Annotated in this window: 22 protein-coding genes; 7 read left to right on the forward strand and 15 right to left on the reverse strand. The window is 63.7% G+C overall.

The window, feature by feature from the left end; all coding sequences use genetic code 11:
* Window positions 1-138: 138 nt before the first annotated feature.
* Together ACVWWD_RS00600 and ACVWWD_RS00605 are read right to left on the reverse strand one after the other, a co-directional pair.
* Window positions 139-627 carry a GNAT family N-acetyltransferase gene (locus ACVWWD_RS00600; protein ID WP_352546439.1) on the reverse strand — a complete coding sequence of 163 codons (489 nt, stop codon included), beginning with the start codon at window positions 625-627 and terminating at the stop codon, window positions 139-141.
* Between the two features lie 5 nt (window positions 628-632).
* Complete coding sequence (locus ACVWWD_RS00605) at window positions 633-1,565, reverse strand: lytic transglycosylase domain-containing protein (RefSeq protein ID WP_352546438.1); 933 nt, start codon at window positions 1,563-1,565, stop codon at window positions 633-635.
* A gap of 180 nt (window positions 1,566-1,745) precedes the next feature.
* On the opposite strand from ACVWWD_RS00605, the gene ACVWWD_RS00610 reads away from it, so the two are divergent.
* Window positions 1,746-2,315 carry a methylated-DNA--[protein]-cysteine S-methyltransferase gene (locus tag ACVWWD_RS00610; protein WP_023770195.1) on the forward strand — a complete coding sequence of 190 codons (570 nt, stop codon included), beginning with the start codon at window positions 1,746-1,748 and terminating at the stop codon, window positions 2,313-2,315.
* Window positions 2,316-2,340: 25 nt separating this feature from the next.
* Here ACVWWD_RS00610 and ACVWWD_RS00615 read toward each other — a convergent pair whose 3' ends face one another.
* The gene (locus ACVWWD_RS00615; RefSeq protein WP_352546437.1) at window positions 2,341-2,667 is read right to left on the reverse strand and encodes a hypothetical protein; all 327 of its coding nucleotides are present in this window, start codon (window positions 2,665-2,667) and stop codon (window positions 2,341-2,343) included.
* A 274-nt stretch (window positions 2,668-2,941) separates the two neighbouring features.
* Here ACVWWD_RS00615 and ACVWWD_RS00620 point away from each other — a divergent pair, with 274 nt between their 5' ends.
* On the forward strand, window positions 2,942-3,154 hold the full coding sequence (locus ACVWWD_RS00620) for a cold-shock protein (protein ID WP_015316174.1): 213 nt from the start codon (window positions 2,942-2,944) through the stop codon (window positions 3,152-3,154).
* 243 nt (window positions 3,155-3,397) lie between these two features.
* Here the strand turns inward: ACVWWD_RS00620 and ACVWWD_RS00625 are convergent, their stop codons facing one another.
* From ACVWWD_RS00625 to ACVWWD_RS00635, 3 genes are all read right to left on the reverse strand, one after another.
* Entirely contained in the window at window positions 3,398-4,006 is a 609-nt protein-coding gene (locus ACVWWD_RS00625) for a glutathione S-transferase family protein (RefSeq protein WP_352546513.1), read from the reverse strand.
* An 83-nt stretch (window positions 4,007-4,089) separates the two neighbouring features.
* The gene (locus ACVWWD_RS00630; protein WP_023770199.1) at window positions 4,090-4,944 is read right to left on the reverse strand and encodes an EAL domain-containing protein; all 855 of its coding nucleotides are present in this window, start codon (window positions 4,942-4,944) and stop codon (window positions 4,090-4,092) included.
* A complete protein-coding gene (locus ACVWWD_RS00635; protein ID WP_352546436.1) occupies window positions 4,941-5,837 on the reverse strand; it encodes an EAL domain-containing protein in 897 nt (298 codons plus the stop codon). The genes ACVWWD_RS00630 and ACVWWD_RS00635 overlap by 4 nt, the downstream gene beginning before the upstream one ends.
* Window positions 5,838-6,054: 217 nt before the next feature.
* Between ACVWWD_RS00635 and ACVWWD_RS00640 the strand changes: the two genes are divergently transcribed.
* Window positions 6,055-7,257 carry a pyridoxal phosphate-dependent aminotransferase gene (locus ACVWWD_RS00640; RefSeq protein ID WP_352546435.1) on the forward strand — a complete coding sequence of 401 codons (1,203 nt, stop codon included), beginning with the start codon at window positions 6,055-6,057 and terminating at the stop codon, window positions 7,255-7,257.
* Window positions 7,258-7,327: 70 nt separating this feature from the next.
* Here ACVWWD_RS00640 and ACVWWD_RS00645 read toward each other — a convergent pair whose 3' ends face one another.
* Window positions 7,328-7,723, reverse strand: coding sequence for a (R)-mandelonitrile lyase (locus ACVWWD_RS00645; protein ID WP_023770202.1), 396 nt, complete (start codon window positions 7,721-7,723; stop codon window positions 7,328-7,330).
* 392 nt (window positions 7,724-8,115) lie between these two features.
* On the opposite strand from ACVWWD_RS00645, the gene ACVWWD_RS00650 reads away from it, so the two are divergent.
* Window positions 8,116-10,167: an elongation factor G gene (locus tag ACVWWD_RS00650; RefSeq protein WP_457102861.1), complete on the forward strand. Its 2,052-nt coding sequence runs from the start codon at window positions 8,116-8,118 to the stop codon at window positions 10,165-10,167.
* Between the two features lie 719 nt (window positions 10,168-10,886).
* The gene (locus ACVWWD_RS00655; RefSeq protein ID WP_352546434.1) at window positions 10,887-11,384 is read left to right on the forward strand and encodes a methyltransferase family protein; all 498 of its coding nucleotides are present in this window, start codon (window positions 10,887-10,889) and stop codon (window positions 11,382-11,384) included.
* A gap of 20 nt (window positions 11,385-11,404) precedes the next feature.
* Here the strand turns inward: ACVWWD_RS00655 and ACVWWD_RS00660 are convergent, their stop codons facing one another.
* Both ACVWWD_RS00660 and trxB read right to left on the reverse strand, forming a co-directional pair.
* On the reverse strand, window positions 11,405-12,301 hold the full coding sequence (locus ACVWWD_RS00660; protein ID WP_023770205.1) for a LysR family transcriptional regulator: 897 nt from the start codon (window positions 12,299-12,301) through the stop codon (window positions 11,405-11,407).
* Between the two features lie 88 nt (window positions 12,302-12,389).
* Window positions 12,390-13,364 (reverse strand): thioredoxin-disulfide reductase, encoded by a 975-nt coding sequence (gene trxB, locus ACVWWD_RS00665; protein ID WP_352546433.1) that lies wholly within the window; start codon window positions 13,362-13,364, stop codon window positions 12,390-12,392.
* A gap of 262 nt (window positions 13,365-13,626) precedes the next feature.
* Between trxB and ACVWWD_RS00670 the strand changes: the two genes are divergently transcribed.
* The gene (locus ACVWWD_RS00670) at window positions 13,627-14,106 is read left to right on the forward strand and encodes an Lrp/AsnC family transcriptional regulator (RefSeq protein ID WP_023770207.1); all 480 of its coding nucleotides are present in this window, start codon (window positions 13,627-13,629) and stop codon (window positions 14,104-14,106) included.
* A 247-nt stretch (window positions 14,107-14,353) separates the two neighbouring features.
* On the forward strand, window positions 14,354-15,148 hold the full coding sequence (locus tag ACVWWD_RS00675) for a glycosyltransferase family 2 protein (protein WP_023781483.1): 795 nt from the start codon (window positions 14,354-14,356) through the stop codon (window positions 15,146-15,148).
* A gap of 3 nt (window positions 15,149-15,151) precedes the next feature.
* Here ACVWWD_RS00675 and gmhB read toward each other — a convergent pair whose 3' ends face one another.
* From gmhB to ACVWWD_RS00705, 6 genes are all read right to left on the reverse strand, one after another.
* Window positions 15,152-15,793, reverse strand: coding sequence for a D-glycero-beta-D-manno-heptose 1,7-bisphosphate 7-phosphatase (gene gmhB / locus ACVWWD_RS00680; protein WP_352546432.1), 642 nt, complete (start codon window positions 15,791-15,793; stop codon window positions 15,152-15,154).
* On the reverse strand, window positions 15,786-16,358 hold the full coding sequence (locus ACVWWD_RS00685) for a D-sedoheptulose-7-phosphate isomerase (protein WP_352546431.1): 573 nt from the start codon (window positions 16,356-16,358) through the stop codon (window positions 15,786-15,788). Before ACVWWD_RS00685 ends, gmhB begins: the two co-directional genes overlap by 8 nt.
* A gap of 8 nt (window positions 16,359-16,366) precedes the next feature.
* Window positions 16,367-17,860: a D-glycero-beta-D-manno-heptose-7-phosphate kinase gene (rfaE1, locus tag ACVWWD_RS00690; RefSeq protein ID WP_023781480.1), complete on the reverse strand. Its 1,494-nt coding sequence runs from the start codon at window positions 17,858-17,860 to the stop codon at window positions 16,367-16,369.
* A 133-nt stretch (window positions 17,861-17,993) separates the two neighbouring features.
* Window positions 17,994-18,626 (reverse strand): LysE family translocator, encoded by a 633-nt coding sequence (locus ACVWWD_RS00695; RefSeq protein WP_023770213.1) that lies wholly within the window; start codon window positions 18,624-18,626, stop codon window positions 17,994-17,996.
* Between the two features lie 46 nt (window positions 18,627-18,672).
* Window positions 18,673-19,080 (reverse strand): hypothetical protein, encoded by a 408-nt coding sequence (locus ACVWWD_RS00700; protein WP_352546429.1) that lies wholly within the window; start codon window positions 19,078-19,080, stop codon window positions 18,673-18,675.
* Window positions 19,073-19,309, reverse strand: coding sequence for a type II toxin-antitoxin system Phd/YefM family antitoxin (locus tag ACVWWD_RS00705; RefSeq protein ID WP_352546428.1), 237 nt, complete (start codon window positions 19,307-19,309; stop codon window positions 19,073-19,075). The genes ACVWWD_RS00700 and ACVWWD_RS00705 overlap by 8 nt, the downstream gene beginning before the upstream one ends.
* Between the last annotated feature and the right edge of the window lie 94 nt (window positions 19,310-19,403).

Raw genomic sequence — 19,403 nt, forward strand, 5'->3', positions numbered from 1 at the left:
CGCGGTGGATCTCCCTAGGCAGCCGGCGGCGCACGGCACCGGCAGCCGGTCAGGCCCCACCGTTCATTGAATGCGGAGCAGCGCCTTGGGGTTCCCGAACAGCCATCGCCGGTGAAGGGGACGGATCAACGTCGCCAGTCAGCCTTCCCAGGCGACGGGCCTCATGCCCAGCCGCTCATAGAGCCGCACGGCGGCGGGGTTTTCGAGCGTATTGGTCTTGAGATCGACATGGGCGGCGCCCCGGTCGCGAAAAATGGCGAAGGCGTGCCACATCAGCGCTTCGCCGACACCCTTGCCGCGCGCCTCGGGATGAACGGCCAGATCCTTGACGAACGCCGAGCTCCAGCACAGTGCAGCCGCCGCCAGCCTGCCCTTGGCGTCGATGACGAGGAAACACAGCGCCGGGTCGAATTCGGGATCTTCCGATATGCGCGGCCACCATTCGTCGAAGGGGCCGTCGGTGCCGTCGTCGAACACTTCGCCCAGCAACGCATGCAGGGGCAGCGCGTCGCCGCGCTCGAACGAGCGCATGAGGAAGCCGTCCGGCCAATGCGGTGGAACGAGCGTCTCGTCGAGGATCTTGCGCAGCCGGATGTCGTTTGGAGCCGGCGGGCGCGGTTCGGGCATCGCGCTCAGGCGTCGGGCTGAAGACGCCCGCGCTTGCGGTCGGCGCCGAGGCCGGTCGCCTCGAGCAGGCCCTTGCGCTTGGCGTCGAAATAATAGCCGGTCTGGTAGAGCCAGTCGGCCTTCTTGGCGTTGCCGTTGGACACCAGCCAGGCGCCGCGCAGATATTTGACCGCGTATTTGAGGTTGGTCTCGGCGTCGAACAGGCCTTTGGCCGGACCGTCATAGCCCATGCCGCGCGCCGTCGCGTGCTTGATCTGCATCAGCCCCCAATGGCCGTTATTGTACGCCTTGGGATTGTAGGTACTCTCGCGATTGACGACATGGCGCACCAGATCCACCGGCACCTGGTAGAAGGCGGCGTATTTGACGATCAGCCGGTCCACATCGCCGCGCATGCCGGTCACCTGCTCTTCCGGCTCGCCCGGCGCCAACGGGAACTGCACCAGCGCGGCCGGGTTCTGCGGCACGACATAGGCCACCTGCTGCACGCCAGGCAGTTTCTGGCCGCCCTTGGCAACCGCTGGCATGATGAGCCCGGCGGTCCTGTAGGTCTCCGCCGACTGGATCGGCCGGCCGGCTTTCGCCGGGGCCGGCGCCTGCCAGGCATTGGCGGTCATCACGGCGGGTATCGCCGGCGCCGTTGGGGTCGCCCCGGCAAAGGCGGCGGGCGCCGCGGTCGGCTGGGCGACGGCATCAAGGGCGGGCGTGGCCGGGCTGGGAGTCAATTCAGCCGCCTGAACAGGCTTGATTCCAGAGGATTGCGGCAACACCGAAACCGTTTCCGGCAAGGGGATGGTGAAGCCGGCATCGCTGCCGGCGACAGTCGCGGTTTCGGTCAGGGACGGCGCGGCCTTCATTCGTGAGGTCGAGGTGCAGCCGCTGATGCCGGCAGCCGCCACGATCACGCCGATGGCGATAAGGGTTTGTTTTGCTGGCAAGCCGCGTTCGGTGTCCGGTTTGTCGGGTGTTAAGTTTTCCTTACACCAGCGATTCCTGGGTAGCAATCGGGGCCATCTGGTGGTTTTCGGGTGGCGGGATGCAGGCCGTGATGCCATATCGTTCCTGATATGTACCTGCGGGAATCCCGGATTTTGCCGCTTTGCGGAAAGGAGCTCAGCATGCAAACGACATCTTCGATCACGGCCGGCCACGCAGTGTTAGAAACAGTGATCGGTTTCATGGGCATCGCTTGGAGCGAAAAGGGCCTGATCCGTCTCTGCCTGCCGGAACGCAGCCGCGAAGCGGTGGAGCGGCGGTTGATGCGCCATGCCGGCATTTCCGCCTCCACGGCCCAGCCGTCATGGGTGGTCGAACTGATCGCCTCGATCAAGGCTTACGCTGCTGGCGAGGACGTCGATTTCACCGGCTTTCCCGTCGATCTCGATGGCATCGACGATTTCCGCCTCGCCATCTACAACGCGGCACGAAAGCTCAGCTATGGCGAAACCACCACCTATGGCGAACTCGCCAAGCGTGCCGGCCATGCCGGCCTGCCGCGCGAAACAGGGGCGGCCCTTGGCGCCAATCCGGTGCCCCTGGTCATCCCGTGCCACCGCATTCTTGCCGCCGGTGGCAAGATCGGCGGCTTCTCGGCGCCCGGCGGCTCCGTCACCAAGGAAAAGATGCTGGCCATGGAAGGCGTGCATGTCGGCCCGCCGCCGCCGGCGCAGGTGTCTTTCGGGTTTTGAGAGCAGTAAGCCGCTCCCCGGGGGGCTAATGGCGCCGGATGAATCGATGCCTGAAATGCTCATTGTCCGGCCGCTTGCAGTTGTACACCGGGCAGGACTTGGTGTCGGCGCTCGGCACATAGGCGCGCGTCCGCACCTCGCCCATGGTGCAGAACTGCTGGCTCTGCACATAGCGGTCATAGAGCGGCAGCCCCGGCACCCGCTTCGACTGATAGCGAAGGATAACCGCACCTTGGCGCGCGATCGTCGACTGGACCTTGCCGCAGCTCAAACGTGTCGGGTCGTAGCGCGAGATCGCCTGCGCCTGGGCGGCCACCAGCGTGAGGCAGGTGCCAAGCACGATGGTTTTCATGGTCCTCTCCCCTCGATCCGCCGCCCGGGACGGCACGATCTTGCGCCACGGTTTCACCAGATTGGGGCGGCCGTTGGGCGACCCCAGATCACGACGTTTTCACGCAGTCTTGTTTTTTGTGCGAAAGCAGCCTATATCAGCCCCATTGATATTTCGGCCGATCGATCCGGGCCTCGCGATCTTCGCGTTTGCTGACGTCTATCTCCAAAATCTCGATGCACACCGGCTGGACTTCGGTCCGGTCATACCAAAGCAAATGTGAAGGACTATTTTTATGGCAACTGGAACGGTCAAGTGGTTCAACGCCACCAAGGGTTTCGGCTTCATCCAGCCTGACAGCGGCGGCGCGGACGTTTTCGTCCACATCTCGGCTGTCGAGCGCGCTGGACTGTCGACCCTGGTCGAAGGCCAGAAGATCAACTTCGAGATCGAGCAGGACCGCCGCACTGGCAAGTCGTCCGCTGGTTCTCTGAGCAAGGCAGCCTGATTTTGAAAATGGCGCGCGCCGGACGAGAGTTCGGGGCGCGCGGCAAGTCACGGATGTACTGACGGTCGCGCGAGAAGCGCGCCGGAGCGGAAAGACCCGACAAGCTGGAACAGCAGATAGCTGCCAGCCCGGACCGGATGCTCCCAATCAGGCTACCGAAATGGGAAGGCGGGATTTATCCCGCCTTTTTATTTGTCTGGGGCTCAGAGCTGTGTTGCCGCTTTCGCCAATGGCCTGCCTTGCCTACCCCACCCACTCGATCGGCACATGCCGCAGGTCCGCCTCCACGCGGCCGAGCCAGGCGACCACCGACGGATAGGCGTCGAGCTGGAAGCCGCCCTGCTCCGCCGTGTGGGTATAGGCATAGAGCGCGATGTCGGCGATGCTGAATGTGCGGCCGGCGAAGAAGTCGTTGTTTTCGAGATATGTGTTCATGACGCCGAGCGCCTTGTTGCCGCGCTCCAGCGTCGCCGCCAGCCGCTCCGGCGTGGCATCCGCGGCCCGCTCCGGAAAGGTCAGCAGCGCCTTGCGCACGGCGATATAGGGCTCGTGGCTGTATTGTTCGAAGAACAGCCACTGATAAGCGAGCCCGCGCTCATATTTGTCCGCGGGCAGCAAGCGTGTGCCTTCGGCGAGATAGAGCAGGATGGCGTTGGATTCTGCCAGCCGCCGGCCGTCGTCCAGTTCCAGCAATGGCACCATGGCGTTCGGGTTCTTGGCGACGAAAGCGGCCTTGCGCGTATCGCCGGTATGCGAACTCACCTCGACAGTGGTGAAGGCAAGGCCAAGCTTGGCCATCAGCAAACGCGGCTTGTAGCAATTGCCGCTATCGATCATGCTGTAAAGTATCATCATGGTTCCCCGGAGCGCTGCTTCTGCGAGCCGATTATCGCAGCGGCACCATCCTCAACCAATGATTTGTTTTGGCGCGACCATCAACGCCGCTTATGCAATGGTACGACCTTGTTGTCGAAGCCCAGCAGCGCATCGACGGCAAGCGGCTCTTCGTTGAAGATGGTGCCGGCCAGCGCCGGACGCCCGAGCAGAAAGCCCTGCAGCAAATCGACCCCGCCTTCGAGCGCGACCCGCAAATGGGTGGGCTGCTCGATGCCCTCGACCAGCACCTTGGCACCGCGATCGTGGAGGCTGGACACCAGCGGGCGGAAGAAGCGTTCGGCGGCGGCGTGGCGGCAGAATTCCGCGAACCAGCCGCCATCGATCTTGACGATGTCGGGCTGAAGCAGGCTCACCCGCTCCACGGTCGAATGGCCGGTGCCGAAATCGTCAATGGCGATGCGGATGCCGTCGCGCCGCATTTCACGCACCAGCCGGGCCAGCAGCGCATCGTCCGCCGCCTGCTCGGTGATTTCACACACCAGCATGGCTGGCGCCAGGCCGAGTTCGTCGAGGTGCCGGCTCATCAGCCGGATCTCGGCCAGCGCCCGTCCAGCATGGTCGTTGACCAGAGGATTGTAGTTGAAGAACAGGTCGAGCCCGTCGACCCCGATATTATGGAAATTTCTCAGATGCAGCACCCGGCACATTGTTTCGACGTACAGCCGCTCCGGAGCCGCGATGCTGTCGAAGAACATCCGAGGCGACACTGGCCGGCCGGCACGGTGCGGTTCGATCAGGCCCTCTACGGCCACCGGATGCAAGCTGCCGCCGCGCGGGGCGTAGATCGGCTGGTAGGCGCTGCGCAGGCGGAAGTCGCCATGGATCCCACATTCGATGCCGATCTCGTCGATGAAGATCGCATCGCCAACGGTGCGCCGCCGCTCGCGGCTCATGGCGCCACCTTGCGCCCGAAGGCTTTTGCGCGCCGCCCGGTTCGCGGCGCGACGGCGGCGGCAGCGGACGCATGGCTCGAGGGAGGAGCCGGCTCGGGACTGCCCTGGCCGAAAACGCGGAAACTCGTCGGCGCCAGTTCTGGGCGGGCCAGCACATAGCCTTGGACCATCGAGGCGCCGGATCGTTCGGCCAGCTCCAGTTGCCAGCCTTCCTCGATGCCTTCGAACACGGTGCGGATGCCCTGGTCCTCGAAGCTCCTCACCATGGATGTCAGCAGCGCGAAACCGGCGCCCGATTCCATCAGTTGCGTGATCCAGTGAGCATCGAACTTGACGATGTCGGGGCGCAATTCCTTGACGCGGGTGATGTCGGAATCGTCGGCGCCATAGTCGTCGACGGCGATCCGGAAGCCGTTGGCCCTGAGCGCGGCGACGAAGCCGTGCAGGGTCTCCTGCGATGCCGATCTCTGCTCCGTCACCTCGCAAACGACGCGGCCCGGATCGATGCCGGCTTCGTGCAGCACCAGCCGCATGTCACGCAAGGCACTGTCGGCGACAGCGCGCTCGGTGAAAACCGACGGGTCGAAATTGATGAAGATCGACGCCTCTTGCGGCAGGCAGACGCCGGCATTGAGCAGATGCAGCGTCCTGGTCAGCGCCTCGACATGCAGACGGTCGACCGCCGGACAGGTCGAAAAAAAGCTCATCGGCGATTGCGGCTCTCCGTCGCGAAACGGGCGGATCAGCCCTTCGAAGGCGGCAACCGAAAGCTTGCCCTCATTAAAGGCAAATATCGGCTGAAAAGCGCTTTGCAGCGTATAAATACCCCAGACACCGCTTGAGGTGCCGTCATCATGACGGACGATATGGGCAAGTCCGATGCTGCGTGACAAAGGTTCCTCGCTCCGCGACCTGGCGGAATTGAACCGCGATCCTGCCATGCAAGCCTCTACCGCCCGTTAATGAACTTTCCTCTGCCGATCACGCCTGATTGACCGCGCCGTCCCCACTTGGCCCAGCCGACAAGGCTTGCGCTGACGGGAATGTTGCGACATGAGAAGCGCCGCGGCCGCTCCTGGCCGCGCCGATCCTTTGGAGAGACAAAAGGTCATGGCCTTTCTTGCCGACACCCTTTCCCGCGTTAAGCCTTCCGCCACCATCGCGGTGACGCAGAAAGCGCGCGAGCTGAAAAATGCCGGGCGGGACATCATTGGCCTTGGCGCCGGCGAGCCCGATTTCGACACGCCCGACAACATCAAGAATGCGGCGATCGAGGCCATTCGCCGTGGCGAGACCAAGTACCCGCCGGTTTCGGGCATCGTGCCGCTGCGCGAGGCGATCGCGAAAAAGTTCAAGCGCGAGAACAATCTCGACTACAAGCCCGAGCAGACCATCGTCGGCACCGGCGGCAAGCAGATCCTGTTCAACGCCTTCATGGCGACGCTGAACCCCGGCGACGAGGTCATCATCCCCCGCCCCTACTGGGTCAGCTATCCCGAAATGGTGGCGATCTGCGGCGGCACGTCGGTCTTTGCCGACACCTCGATCGACAATGGCTTCAAGCTGACGCCGGCAGTGCTGGAGAAGGCAATCACGCCAAAGACCAAATGGCTGCTGATGAACTCGCCGTCGAACCCGTCGGGCGCGGCCTATACCAAGGCCGAACTGCGGGCGCTCGCCGACGTGCTGTTGAAGCACCCGCAGGTCTGGACGCTGACCGACGACATGTACGAACACCTGACCTATGGCGACTTCGTTTTCAAGACCATCGCCGAGGTCGAGCCGAAGCTCTACGAGCGCACGCTGACCATGAATGGCGTCTCGAAAGCCTATGCCATGACCGGCTGGCGCATCGGCTACGCCGCCGGTCCCGTCCAGCTGATCAAGGCGATGGACATGATTCAGGGCCAGCAGACCTCCGGCGCCTGCACCATTGCGCAATGGGCTTCGGTCGAGGCGTTGAATGGCCCGCAGGATTTCATCGCCAAGAACAAGGCGATCTTTCAAGGCAGGCGGGACCTCGTCGTCTCGATGCTCAACCAGGCGCGTGGCATCACCTGCCCGTCGCCGGAAGGCGCCTTCTATGTCTATCCGTCGTGCGCCCAGCTGATCGGGAAGAAAACCAGGGCCGGCAAGGTGATCGACACCGACGAGGCCTTCTGTTCGGAACTGCTCGAGGCCGAGGGCGTCGCGGTGGTGTTCGGCTCGGCCTTCGGCCTTGGCCCCAACTTCCGCATCTCCTACGCCACCTCGGATGCACTGCTGGAGGAAGCCTGCACGCGCATCCAGCGCTTCACGGCATCGCTGACCTGATCGAGTAGATCCGAAACAACCCGGCGTCACCGCTGTCGGGCGTTTCCGCCGGGTTTTGTGGATACGGCACTCAGCCGCTATATTGGGCCGCAGTCACTTCTTCCAGCCAGTCGGCATGGACGCCGTCGAGCGCCTCCTGCATAGCGATGTGCGTCATTGCCGATTTCGGCGCCGCGCCATGCCAATGCTTCTCGCCGGGCGCGAAGGAGATGACGTCACCGGCCCTTATTTCCTGGATTGGCCCGTCCCATGTCTGTACCAGGCCGGCGCCCGCGGTGACATAAAGCGTCTGGCCAAGCGGATGCGTGTGCCAGTGGGTGCGCGCGCCGGGCTCGAAACTGACCAGCGTGGCCCGGAGCCGCGCCGGCGGCTCCTTCTCGATGATTGGCGTCTGCAGAACCCGGCCGGTGAAGTATTTTTCCGGCGCTATAACGGTCGGCACACTGCCGCAAGCAATGATCTTCATCGTCTGTCCCTAAGGCTGTTGGGAGTTGGCGAGACGCCGACCCTTGAAGTCAACACATTCTCGACCCGGATTGGCCCGGACGCAACCAGCCGTGTGTCAGCCCGCTCCGACAAAGCCTGATTTTTGATCATGAACCTTGCCCGCATGGGACGCTCGCGCATCTTGGCGGGCGCTGGGGCGAACCGCTCGCGCTCGGCGCCCGAGACGACCGCCGGTGCCTGCTTCTATTTTTCTTGCCCTGCCGGCAAACAAGTGGGACGATAATCGCGGGCAGGTCGACACAGACCGCCCGCGACGGTCGAACAGGCCGGCCGCCGCTCAGGACCGATTGACCCTGGCCTGAACCATGAACGCCAGTCGGTCCCCAGGAAACGCCTGAGTGGAGGTCAGTCATGGGTACTCGCGCCGGAGGACGACGCACGGGACCGAAATGCATTGCCATAGTCGGTCCCTTCGCAAGCGGTAAGACGACACTTCTGGAAGCCATATTGGCGCGTACCGGGGCCATCCCCCGCCAGAACCCAGTTTCCTCTGGCAACACCGTTTCAGATCATTCGCCCGAGGCCCGCGCCCACGCCATGAGCGTCGAGGCGTCGATCGCCACCACCGAGTTCATGGGCGAGCAGTTCACCTTCATCGACTGCCCCGGATCGATCGAATTCTCCTTCGAGGCCGAACCGGTGCTCGCCGCCTGCGACGTCGCGGTGGTCGTGGCCGAGGCCGACGAAAAGAAGATCCCCGCCTTGCAGCTTATCATGCGCAAGCTCGACGATCTCGGCGTGCCGCGCATCCTGTTCCTCAACAAGGTCGACAAGGCGATCGCGGGCGTGCGCGATACGCTGAAGATGCTTCAGCCGACAAGCGCGGCGCCGCTGCTTCTGCGCCAGATTCCGCTGCGCAAGGACGGCGTCGTCATCGGCTCGATCGATCTGGCGCTGGAGCGCGCCTACATCTACCGCGAATATGCCGAGAGCGAGGTGGCCGAGATACCGGGTGACGACAAGGCGCGCGAACTGCAGGCGCGCTTCTCCATGCTGGAGACGCTGGCCGATCATGACGATGAGTTGATGGAGCAACTCCTGGAAGAGATAGAGCCGCCGAAGGACGCGATCTTCGACGACCTCGCCGCCGATCTGCGCGAAGGCGCGGTGACGCCGGTGCTGATCGGCACCGCCGAGAAAGGCAATGGCGTGCTGCGCCTCTTGAAGACGATCCGCCACGATGCGCCCGACATCGAGGCGACCCGCAAGCGGCTCGGCGCCCCGGACGGCAATGCGACGGTGGTCCAGGTGATGAAGACCATCCACACGCCACATGGCGGCAAGCTGTCGGTGTCGCGCATCCTGTCCGGCCAGGTCACCGACGGCTCGGAACTGTGGCTGCCCGGCGGCGACACCGCCAAGGTTTCCGGAATCTACAGGATGCTGGGCAAGGATCAGGTCAAGCTGACCGCCGCCAGGACCGGCGACACCGTGGCGCTCGGCAAACTGGACGCGGTCAAGACTGGCCAGACGCTCACCTCGGCCAAAGGCGGAGCCAAACAGCTCTTCGATGTCGAGCCGCCGCAGCCGGTCTTCGCCTTCGCGCTGCGCCCCAGGGAGCGCAAGGACGAGGTCAAGATGTCGGCCGCCATCCAGCGCCTGGCCGAGGAGGATCCCTCGCTCAGCCTGCGCCACAACCAGGATTCGGCCGAGACCGTGCTGTCAGGGCATGGCGAGATGCATCTGCGCGTCGTGCGCGAGCGGCTGGAGGGCAAGAACCAGATACCGGTGGAAGGCCATGCGCCGGCGGTGCCCTATCGCGAGACGATCCGAAAGCCGGTGCAGCAGCGCGGCCGCCACAAGAAGCAGTCGGGCGGCCACGGCCAGTTCGGCGATGTAGTGATCGAGATCAAGCCGCTGCCGCGCGGCTCCGGCTTCCAGTTCACCGACACCATCACGGGCGGCGTCGTGCCCAAGACCTACATCCAGTCGGTCGAGACAGGCATACGCGATTACCTCAAGTCCGGCCCGCTCGGCTTCCCCGTGGTCGACGTCGCGGTCAACCTGTCGGACGGCTCGTACCATGCGGTCGATTCCTCCGACATGGCCTTCCAGATGGCGGCCAAGCTCGCCATGAAGGAAGGCATGGCCGCCTGCTCGCCGGTGCTTCTGGAACCGGTGATGAAGGTCGAGATCGTCACGCCGTCGGACGCGACGTCGAAGATCATCGCGCTGATCCCGCAGCGGCGCGGCCAGATCCTCGGCTATGACGCGCGGCCCGACTGGCCGGGATGGGATGTCGTCGAGGCGACCATGCCGCAGGCCGAGATCGGCGATCTGATCATCGAGCTGCGCTCGGCCACCTCAGGCGTTGCCAGCTACCGCGCCGTTTTCGATCACATGGCCGAGCTGACTGGCCGTCCCGCCGACGAAGCAATGAACGCCAACGGCAAGGCTGCCTGATTTCGTCCGGCGCCCGATCGAACGATCGGGGGGCAAAAACCAAAAACGACGCCCGGGGGGCCGGACGTCGTTTTGTTTTGCGGACCGTTTTCTCGGGAGGAAAAACGGCAGGTCCGCCGCATGTCAAGGTCGCCGCGCTTCGGCGGAAAAGGTTCGGACGCGGTAGCCGCCTGAGCCCGGGCCGTACGAGTGATGCCCCCATCTCCCGTCCGAACCACACCGCGTCCTATCATCCACTTAGCAGATGGAGGGTGTCCTTGTCATGTTACCAGAGGTTACATGACACTGTTACGCGGCAATTCTGGTGAATTTTTCAGCCATCCCAGTGGCATGCAGGCAACAAAAAAGCCGGATCAATGAAGATCCGGCTGAGTTTGATTGGAAGTGCCTGTTAAGGCTAACCTCCAGAGGGGAACACTCGAGGACGCTAATGGGAGGAGAACGCGTCCAGGAGATGATCTAAATATGTGCTCTTCATGCCCAAGAAACAAGCATCTATTTTGCAACACACACATGCAAAAAGGCACAGGCTGTGGTCCAACCCGTTCCGGAAGCCAATAGGACCAGCAGAATCGTGAAAATGAGCCGCGCTTTCGGGTCATTGTCGTCTCGAAAACGCCAATCCCGACCGATTTTGCTCCCGAACGTCCAAAAACACTGATGATGTTGAATGAGGCAGCGGCGGTTCAATTCCAAGGCATTCAAGCGAGGATCGACCATTGCGCAGGTTTTCGGCGATCGCCGGCAGCGGCATTTTCCTGATTGCGGCTCCCGGCGTTGTCGCCGGGCTGATTCCCTGGCTGCTCAGCGATCGCTGGGGCCTGCCATGGTCGCCCCTGCCCTTGTTTGCTCTCACGGGCGGCGTGCTCGTCATTGCCGCGGCCGCAGTGTTGCTGCATGCCTTCGCCCGCTTCGCGCTGGAGGGGCTGGGCACACCCGCCCCCGTCGCGCCGACCGAAAGGCTGGTGATCGGCGGCATCTACCGCCATGTCCGCAACCCCATGTATGTTGCCGTGCTGTCGATCATTCTGGGCCAGGCGCTGCTGTTCTCAAGCTGGTCGATCGCTGCCTACGCGGCAATCGCGGCGGCTGCCATGGTGACCTTCGTCAAGCTCTACGAGGAGCCGACGCTCGCCGACCGCTATGGCGCCGAATACGAGGCCTACCGCCGCAACGTACCGGGCTGGCTGCCGCGGATGACAGCTTGGAAGGGATAGGCTCGCGGACCCGACTTGGATCAGAACGACCAGCTTCTGGCCTTGGCGATGATGAAGTCGCGAAACACGTGCAGCTTGGCCTGGTTCTTCATCGCGTCAGGATAGGCGAAATAGGTGTCGAAGGACGGCACTTCGGTCTCCGGCAGCAGCTGCACCAGGCCGGAATCCTTGCTGATCACATAGTCCGGCAGCATGGCGATGCCGGCGCCGCCCTGCACGGCGCGCTTGATAGATAGGATGTCGTTGATCTGCAGCGACGGCACGCGCTGGCCGCTCTCGAAATCGCCGACCGTCTCCAGCCAGTTCAACTCCGACAGATGCGACGGCACGGGCAGGCCGAAGGTGACGATGCGATGGGTTCTCAGCTCCGCGACCGAACTCGGCTTGCCGTGCTTGGCGACATAAGAGGGGGCTGCGTAGAGGTGGAAATGCACGGTGAACAGGCGGCGCTGGATCAGGTCCGGCTGTTGCGGCTGGCGCAGCCGGATGGCGCAATCGGCCTGGCGCATGGTGAGGTCGAGTTCCTCGTTGGCGAGGATCAGCTGCAAGCTGATTTCGGGATAGAGTTCGATGAACTCCTGCACCCGCTCGGTCAACCAGCCGGCGCCGAGGCCAACGGTCGTCGTTACCCTGAGCACGCCGGACGGCCGGTCCTTGGTCTCGGTCAGCCGCGACTTGATGGTCTCGAGCTTCATCAGCACGTCATGCGCCGTGCGGAACAGCATCTCGCCCTGTTCGGTCAGCACCAGGCCGCGTGCATGACGGTTGAACAGCGGCACGCCGACATCGTGTTCCAGCGCGCTGACCTGCCTCGAGATCGCCGATTGCGACAGATGCAGCGTCTCGGCCGCATGCGTGAACGACCCCGCTTCCGCCGCAGCGTGAAACACGCGTAGCTTGTCCCAGTCCAACGCCATGATTTCCCCTCGTTCCGGTTGGCGTCTGAATGAAAAATCAGGCTTTTACACGGCGTTTCCAAGCCGTTTTTTACAGTCTGCGGCGGCCCTATTCCGCCGCTTCGCGATGGACTTCGATGCTGGCCAGATACTTTTCCGCTTCGAGCGCGGCCATGCAGCCCAGCCCCGCCGCAGTCACGGCCTGCCGATAGATATCGTCGGTCACGTCGCCGGCGGCGAACACGCCGGGCACGTCGGTGCGCGTCGAATCCGGCGCTGTCCACAGATAGCCGTTCGGCTTCTGCTTCAGCTTGCCGGCGAACAGCTCGACCGCGGGCGCATGGCCAATGGCCACGAAGACGCCGTCGATCTTGAGGTGGCTCTCGGCGCCGGTCACGGCATGCCTGAGCTTCAGCCCTTCGACCGAAGGCGGCAGCGGTGCCTTGCCGGGGCGGCCGGTGATCTCATCGACGATCGTGTCCCAGACGACGCGGACATTGTCCTTCTTCAACAACCGTTCGCGCAGGATGCGTTCGGCACGGAAGTCCGAGCGTCTGTGGATGACGGTGACGCTCTTGGCGAGGTTGGACAGATAGAGCGCCTCCTCCACCGCCGAATTGCCACCGCCGACCACAGCGACATCCTTGCCGCGATAGAAGAAGCCGTCGCAGGTGGCGCAGGCGGAAACGCCGAAGCCCATAAAGTCCTGCTCGGTCGGGATGCCCAGCCATTTGGCTTGCGCGCCGGTAGCGATGATCAGCGCATCGGCCGTGTAGGTCGTGCCGGAATCGCCCATGGCGCGGAACGGTCGCACGTTGAGGTCAACCTCGGTGATGATGTCGTTGATGATGTCGGTGCCGACATGCTCGGCCTGCTTGAGCATCTGCTCCATCAGCCACGGCCCCTGGATCGGATCGGCGAAACCGGGGTAGTTCTCGACATCGGTGGTGATCATCAATTGGCCGCCCTGTTGCAGACCGGCGACCAGCATCGGCTTCAGCATGGCGCGCGCGGCATAGACCGCCGCCGTGTAGCCGGCCGGACCGGAACCGATGATGAGGACGGGCGCGTGCTTGGTGGTCATTTGGAGCCTCTGCGGGGCGGACAGCGAGTGTGCCTTGGAAAAAAGACGTGGAATATCGCGCTTAATGTAAGGGCTGCCAACCACGCCAGCAAGACGAACGGACCGTCGTCCCCGGAAAGCTTCGGCCCATAAGGATATTCGCGCGATGGCCGCTTTCGTTACCTGTCCACAATCGCGTCGACGAGGGCTGGCTTCGACGCAAAAGTCGTTTAATTACAAAATAGCGAAAGATTCTTGCGCCCACTGATCATCGAGAACCCTGATGCCCCTCAAGGCCGATCTTGACGCCATCGACTGGAAGATCCTGCGCGAGCTTCAGTCGGACGGGCGCATGACCAATGTCGAGCTCTCTAACCGCGTCGGCATTTCGGCACCGCCCTGCCTGCGCCGGGTCAAGCGGCTGGAGGAAGCCGGCATCATTCGCGGCTACCGCGCGCTGCTCAACGCCCCGGCGCTGGGCCTCGATGTCGTTGCCTTCTGCCTGGTCGGACTGCATCACCAGGCTGATGCCGAACTGCGCATCTTCGCCGAGCGTACGCGCGGCTGGCCGATCGTGCGCGATGCCTGGATGGTGTCGGGCGAATCCGACTTTCTGCTGCATTGCGTGGCGAGCGACCTCGGCGCCTTCCAGACCTTCGTCATCGAGGAGCTGACCTCGACGCCGAACGTCGACACGGTGCGCACCGCGCTCACCATCCGCCGCGTCAAGGATGAGGGCCTGGTATCGTTCGAGCGATCCTGAGCCAGGCGAAAACCTGCGCGATGGGCAGATTCCCGACATTCGCCCCACCGGTGCCGCGTTGGTATTCGAAAGACGCTGATGTACAAGGCTGGACGGCTCTGCCGGATTCGCCGCTCAACTGACGCTTCATTGGTTTTTCAAGCAATTCCAGCAAAAATGTGTAACGGTTTTTCCGTCCGGAATTGCTTGAGAACAGATGCCGCCAGCAGCGTATATTCCGGGAAGAATCCGCCATGGGAAGGGGACCATGACCCGTTTTGCAAGCCCGGTCTCGGCGCTGATCATCTGCGTGAACGAGGCCGATATGATCGGCCCGTGCCTGGAAAGCATCGATTTCTGTGCCGAGATCATCATCGTCGATTCCGGCTCGACGGATGGCACCGTCGAATGCGTTGAAAGCTACATCGCCAAGGGCTATCCGATAACGCTGCTGCACAATGACTGGCCGGGCTTCCCCCGCCAGCGGCAATTCGCGCTCGACCACGCCAACCAGCCCTGGTGCCTTTCGATCGACCCGGACGAGCGCGTCGACGACCGGTTGCGGCAGTCGATCGTGGCTATCGCCGGGGCGGCCGGCGGCAAGGCCAGCGGATGGTACATGCGCCGCCGCGACTGGCTGAAGGGCTACGGTTACGCCCATCGCTGGGTGCTGCACAACAGGCTGCTCAGGCTTTTCCGTAGGGAAGGCGCCAGCATGGATCTAACGGCGCGGGTGCATGAATCCATTCACGTGCCGGGCGAGACCGACACGATCGAAGAGGGTCTCTTGCTGCATCGCCGTGAAATATCGGTCGAGGAGGATCTTGCCCGGGCCAACACCTATTCCAGCCTCAAGGCGGTGACGCTGGTCGAGAGAGGCAAGAAGCCCGGCCTGGTGCGGCTGGTGCTGTCGCCGTTCGGCAACTTCCTCAAATTCTACCTGGCCAAGCGCTACTTCCTGTGCGGCCGGCACGGCTTCGTCTACTCGATGTCGGTGATGATCTATTCCTTCGCCACCGAAGCCAAGCTCTACGAAGCCTTGCAGCAAAACGACAAGGCGTAGGCCCTACGATCCGAGCGCGTCGATGGCGGCAAGCAGCCCGCCGAGATCGTGGTCGTCATGCAAGCGCCTGATGGCGAAACCAGGCTGAAGCGCCGCCTCACCGTCGACCAGCCAGCCCTGTGCCAGCCCTGCGCGTTGGGCCGCCTGCATGTCGGCCAGCTTGTCGCCCACCATCAGCGAGCGCTGGAGGTCAAGATCAAGGCGCCTGCCCGCCTCGATCAGCATGCCCGGATTGGGCTTGCGCATCGGATGGTCCGTTATGGCGAGCGGCCCGACGCCGGCCTCGTGATAGGCGCAGGCCAGCACCATGTCGACGAACGCGCCCTGCCTGTCCAGCAAATGGAGCACGCGGCCGTTTACCGCGGCAAAGACGCCCCAGTCGAAATAGCCGCGCGCGATGCCGGACTGATTGGTGACAACGACCACCGGAATGCCGATCCGGTTGGCGGCGGCGATCGCCGGCAGCATCCGCGGCCTGAGTTCTATCTCGGCCGGATCGCTGGGATAGTCGGTGTCGACATTGATGGTGCCGTCACGGTCCAGGAACAGCGCCGGCGAGCGCGCGGGGAAAACCCGCCCGCCGACCTGCTCCACCCACAGGCCCGGTTCGGTCAGCGGGTGCGGCTTCCCGATCCTGTCAGCCATTCGACAGGCGCGCTTCGACCACCTCGCACAGATAGTGATAGAGGCACAGATGGCCCTGCTGGATGATCGGCGTCGAGGTCGAGGGGACGTTGAGCAGGATGTGGGTGAGCGGCTTGAGCTTGCCGCCGGTATCGCCGGTCAGGCTGATTACCGTCATGTCCATCATGCGCGCCTGTTCGGCAGCGGCGAGAATGCTCGGCGAATTGCCGCTGGTCGAGATCGCCAAAAGCACGCCGCCCGCGGCACCATGCGCTTCGACCTGGCGCGAAAACACCGTGTCGAAGCCGTAATCATTGCCCCAGGCGGTCAGCATCCCGGCGTTGGCCGGCAGCGCAATCACATTGTAGGCTTTGCGCTCCTTCAGGAAGCGGCCGACCAGTTCGGTTGCGATATGTATGGCGTCGCTGGCCGAGCCGCCATTGCCGCAGACCAGCAAGGCCTTTCCCTGGGAAAGCGCCGCCACGACAGCACTCACCGCGCGATCCATTTCGCCGGTCAGATCTCGCTCGACCGTGGCAGTGATGGCGTCCGCCGAGCGGACCAGATAGTCGTTCAATTCGGACATGAATTCTCTCAGTTGGTGGCGCCGCCGGCGCGCAGTTTGCCGATGGTGCTAGTGGTGCTCTTGCCGGCGACGAGATCGACCAGAACGACACGCCCGCCCGCCTTCCGCACCACATCGGCGCCGACCACGGTGTCGATCGTGTAGTCGGCGCCCTTCACCAGAATGTCGGGAAGCAGCGCCTCGATCAGAGCCAGCGGCGTATCCTCATCGAAGACAATGACGGCATCGACCGAAGCGAGGGCCGCGAGCACGCAGGCGCGATCATGCTGGTCGTTGACCGGGCGGCCCGGTCCCTTCAGCCGTCGCACCGAGGCATCGCTGTTCAGGCCGAGCACCAGCCGGTCGCACTGGCTGCGCGCCGCGTGCAGCAGGCTGACATGGCCGGCATGCAGGATGTCGAAGCAGCCATTGGTGAAGCCGACGCTCAGGCCCTCCGCCTTCCATCCCGCCACCATGCGCGCGGCCGAAGTGGCGTCCAGGATGGCGTCCTTGTGCGCGGTGGGTCCGTGCGAGCGGAACAGTGCGCCGGTGAGTTCCTCGACGCTCAGCCGCGCGGTGCCGCGTTTTCCAACCACGACGCCGCCGGCGGCATTGGCGATGGAGGCAGCGGCGACGGGATCGGCACCGGCGGCAAGCGCAAGTGCGAAGGTCGCGATCACCGTATCGCCGGCGCCCGAGACGTCGAACACCTCGCGCGCCTGGGTGGCGATGTGGCTCGCCTCGTCGGGACCGACCACGCTCATGCCTTTCTCGCTGCGCGTGGCGAGGACGAAATCGAAGCCGTGCGCCACAATCAGTTCCCGAGCCGCCGCAACGATCTCGTCATCGGCGAACACCGCATGGCCGACGGCCTCGCCAAGTTCCTTGCGGTTGGGGGTCACGGCGGTCGCGCCGGCGTAGCGCGCGTAGTCGCGGCCCTTCGGGTCGACCAGCACCGGCTTGCCCGCCTCGCGGCAGATGGCAATCAGTTCGGCGGCGACGCCGTCCAGCAATATGCCCTTGCCGTAATCGGACAGGATGACGATGTCGACATGTTGCAATGCATCCCGGAAACGGCGGATCAGCTCCGCCCGTTCCGCCTCGCCGAGCGGCTTGATCTCTTCCTCGTCGAAACGCAGCACCTGTTGGTTGAGCGCGCTGAAGCGGCTCTTCGACGAGGTCATGCGGCCGCGCTGCTGTGAAAGGCCCACTGTCTCGGCGCCAAGCTCGCCCAGCATCCGTACCAGACTGTCGCCGGCGGGATCAGTGCCGATCACCGAGACCGGAATGGCGCGCGCGCCAAGCGAGACGATGTTGGCCACGACGTTGCCGGCGCCGCCCATCGCCGCGCTTTCGCCACGCCCATGCAGCACCGGGATCGGCGCTTCCGGCGAGATCCGCTCGATGACGCCATTGACGAAGCGGTCGAGGATGATGTCGCCGACCACCAGCACGGCGACGTCGCCGAAGCGCGCAATGGCGCGGTGCAGGGGCTCGGGTGAAGGCGGATTGTGCTTGATCATGTCATCTGCCACGCGCGGGAAACGCCGATCTCAGATAGGTCGAAACACCAGATTTGCGAGGCCGGCCGGTCATGCCTGCCGATATACCGCAATTGGGCACAGCGCAACGCCGGGCGGAGGCAAACCGGACAGGTCAGGCCTTCTGCAAGGCGACGTGGACGCCCAGCCCGACCAGCACCGCGCCGCCTGCCCTCTGCATCAGCCGCTGCGCACGGCTCGAACGCCGCAGCCGGCCGATCACCAGGCCGGCCAGGAACACGCACACGACATCGGCCGATGAGAACATCAGGTTGACGACGGTGCCCAGCACCACGAATTGCACCCAGACCGGGAACCCCGCCGAGGCATCGATGAACTGCGGCAGGAAGGCCATGAAGAAGATCGCGGTCTTGGGATTGAGCACCTCGACGGTGATGCTCTCGAAGAACGCGCGCCGCGCCGACTTCCGCTCGATCGCGGGCAGCGCCACGTCGCCCTCCACGCGCTTGCGAAACAGCGAGATGCCCAACCAGATCAGGTACAGCGCGCCCACCAGCTTGACGGCCATATAGAGCGGCGGCACGGCGTGGAACAGCACCGACAGGCCAGCGGCGGCGGCAAAGACATGGACATAGCCGCCCAGATGAATACCGAGTGCCGCCGTCAGCCCCGACCAGCGCCCCCGCGCCATGGTCTGCGCGGCGGCATAAAGCATGGCGGGGCCCGGAATGTAGGCGAAGATCGCCGTGGTGGCGAAAAACGCGATCAGCAGTTCGGTCGGCGGCATTTCTTGTCCCTCATGATCCTGCCCTGCCCGATTGCAGGGCTTTCAGTCAGCCCGTGGGATGGCTTTGGGTTGGCCCGCGCGAACAGTTGCCATGGAAGCCGACATGACTTTTTGTGGAATGACGGACTGAATGCGCCGATACGTGCACCCGGTTCGAATAAGCCGACGATTCCAGAATATCGTGGTTGTACTCGTCGACTATGACCCAAAGCGGGGTAGGGTCAAGGCCGGCGCGGCGGCGTTCAATTTCCGGAACGCCAACTGCGACGCGATCACGGCCCGGCTGGGTGGAGGTGATTGCAAGGATGAAAAGGTTCGTGCCTCCGGCTTTTCCGGGAAGAACGGCAACGAAGGCGCCAGGCCTAGCCTTGCGGCCTTCGGTCTCGCCGTCTCCATGTCGGAGATGCCACAGATATGGATATCGCCAGACGTCCGCTGCCACCGGTTTAATCACGGTCCAATTCCGCGGCGTACTCCTCCAGCATCTCGACATGTTGCAGCGGTGCGTTCTCGGCCGCGTAGACGCGACGGCTATCGTTGCCGAAGCGCGCTTCGTAGGCCTCGATGCTCATCAGGACGTATCTCGGCCTGTTGTGGCGAGTGATGGAGACCGGCTGCTGGCTGGCAGCCGCGAGCACATCGCCGAGATTCTGTTTCAGATCAGTGGATGGATAGTGTTTCATTGGAAACTCCGTTTGCCCACAATAGACAAAATGGACAAAACAGACAGGCCTGAGCAGGCGAGCCCCGAGCGGCCACCTGCTTTGTCGACAGCCC

The organism is Mesorhizobium sp. URHB0026 (assembly GCF_054059755.1).

Excerpts from the sequence above, each read along its gene's own strand:
- ACVWWD_RS00695 (WP_023770213.1), bottom strand. The coding sequence starts at position 18,626 with ATGCCGCCGACCGAACTGCTGATCGCGTTTTTCGCCACCACGGCGATC.
- ACVWWD_RS00705 (WP_352546428.1), bottom strand. The coding sequence starts at position 19,309 with ATGAAACACTATCCATCCACTGATCTGAAACAGAATCTCGGCGATGTG.
- ACVWWD_RS00660 (WP_023770205.1), bottom strand. The coding sequence starts at position 12,301 with ATGGCGTTGGACTGGGACAAGCTACGCGTGTTTCACGCTGCGGCGGAA.
- trxB (WP_352546433.1), bottom strand. The coding sequence starts at position 13,364 with ATGACCACCAAGCACGCGCCCGTCCTCATCATCGGTTCCGGTCCGGCC.
- ACVWWD_RS00645 (WP_023770202.1), bottom strand. The coding sequence starts at position 7,723 with ATGAAGATCATTGCTTGCGGCAGTGTGCCGACCGTTATAGCGCCGGAA.
- ACVWWD_RS00675 (WP_023781483.1), top strand. The coding sequence starts at position 14,354 with ATGACCCGTTTTGCAAGCCCGGTCTCGGCGCTGATCATCTGCGTGAAC.
- ACVWWD_RS00650 (WP_457102861.1), top strand. The coding sequence starts at position 8,116 with ATGGGTACTCGCGCCGGAGGACGACGCACGGGACCGAAATGCATTGCC.
- ACVWWD_RS00670 (WP_023770207.1), top strand. The coding sequence starts at position 13,627 with ATGCCCCTCAAGGCCGATCTTGACGCCATCGACTGGAAGATCCTGCGC.
- ACVWWD_RS00600 (WP_352546439.1), bottom strand. The coding sequence starts at position 627 with ATGCCCGAACCGCGCCCGCCGGCTCCAAACGACATCCGGCTGCGCAAG.
- ACVWWD_RS00610 (WP_023770195.1), top strand. The coding sequence starts at position 1,746 with ATGCAAACGACATCTTCGATCACGGCCGGCCACGCAGTGTTAGAAACA.
- ACVWWD_RS00620 (WP_015316174.1), top strand. The coding sequence starts at position 2,942 with ATGGCAACTGGAACGGTCAAGTGGTTCAACGCCACCAAGGGTTTCGGC.
- ACVWWD_RS00685 (WP_352546431.1), bottom strand. The coding sequence starts at position 16,358 with ATGTCCGAATTGAACGACTATCTGGTCCGCTCGGCGGACGCCATCACT.
- ACVWWD_RS00630 (WP_023770199.1), bottom strand. The coding sequence starts at position 4,944 with ATGAGCCGCGAGCGGCGGCGCACCGTTGGCGATGCGATCTTCATCGAC.
- ACVWWD_RS00640 (WP_352546435.1), top strand. The coding sequence starts at position 6,055 with ATGGCCTTTCTTGCCGACACCCTTTCCCGCGTTAAGCCTTCCGCCACC.
- rfaE1 (WP_023781480.1), bottom strand. The coding sequence starts at position 17,860 with ATGATCAAGCACAATCCGCCTTCACCCGAGCCCCTGCACCGCGCCATT.
- ACVWWD_RS00615 (WP_352546437.1), bottom strand. The coding sequence starts at position 2,667 with ATGAAAACCATCGTGCTTGGCACCTGCCTCACGCTGGTGGCCGCCCAG.
- ACVWWD_RS00625 (WP_352546513.1), bottom strand. The coding sequence starts at position 4,006 with ATGATACTTTACAGCATGATCGATAGCGGCAATTGCTACAAGCCGCGT.
- gmhB (WP_352546432.1), bottom strand. The coding sequence starts at position 15,793 with ATGGCTGACAGGATCGGGAAGCCGCACCCGCTGACCGAACCGGGCCTG.